Origin of the sequence: Streptomyces sp. S3(2020) (genome assembly GCF_013044505.1) — a bacterium.
Lineage (GTDB): Bacteria > Actinomycetota > Actinomycetes > Streptomycetales > Streptomycetaceae > Streptomyces.
Map to the genome: position 1 here is coordinate 1 of NZ_JABERD010000565.1, position 564 is coordinate 564.

The 564-nt window shown below is 68.8% G+C and carries 1 tRNA gene and 1 pseudogene; one reads left to right on the plus strand and one right to left on the minus strand.

From position 1 onward, the window contains the following. Positions 1–205, minus strand: a pseudogene (locus tag HLK59_RS50350) (hypothetical protein); the annotation flags it as partial. Positions 206–381: 176 nt separating this feature from the next. On the opposite strand from HLK59_RS50350, the gene HLK59_RS50355 reads away from it, so the two are divergent. After that, positions 382–455 (plus strand) — tRNA-Lys (locus tag HLK59_RS50355). The last annotated feature ends 109 nt before the right edge of the window (positions 456–564 follow it).

Here is a 564-nt window from a genome sequence, read left to right on the forward strand (position 1 = left end):
GGGCGGGGGCCGCGTGGCCGACGAGGACGGTGGAGGCGGCCGCGGCGAGGACGATCGCCCGGTGGGCCGCGGGGTGCGCCGCCGGGTGGCGGCCGGTGCGGGAATGCGGCAGTACGCGCCGCCAGTGAGCACATCCGGGGCAGTCGCAGTCGCTCGCGGGATCGAATTCCTCGAACGCCGGTTCCTTGAACCCCGGAGCCTCCATGCGATTCCCCTCACACTCCAGCTGGAAATGTCCGCGACTGTACACATTCGTCAGTTTCTCAACTGTCTTCCGGACGCGCATGTTGACGGTCCGAATGATGTACGGCGACCGCTCCGCCCCTGGTGAGGCAGTCCGGAGCACTCCTAAACATCGGGTAGAGTTCTCCGGGTCAGCAGGCGCCGCTAGCTCAGTTGGTTAGAGCAGCTGACTCTTAATCAGCGGGTCCGGGGTTCGAGTCCCTGGCGGCGCACCGACACTGAAGGCCCCTCGCGAGAGCGGGGGGCCTTCGTCATGAGTCGGGCCGGAACTTCCCTCCGGTGCCCGCAGGGGCGGCCGGGGGTCCGGGGGTTGTCCCCCGG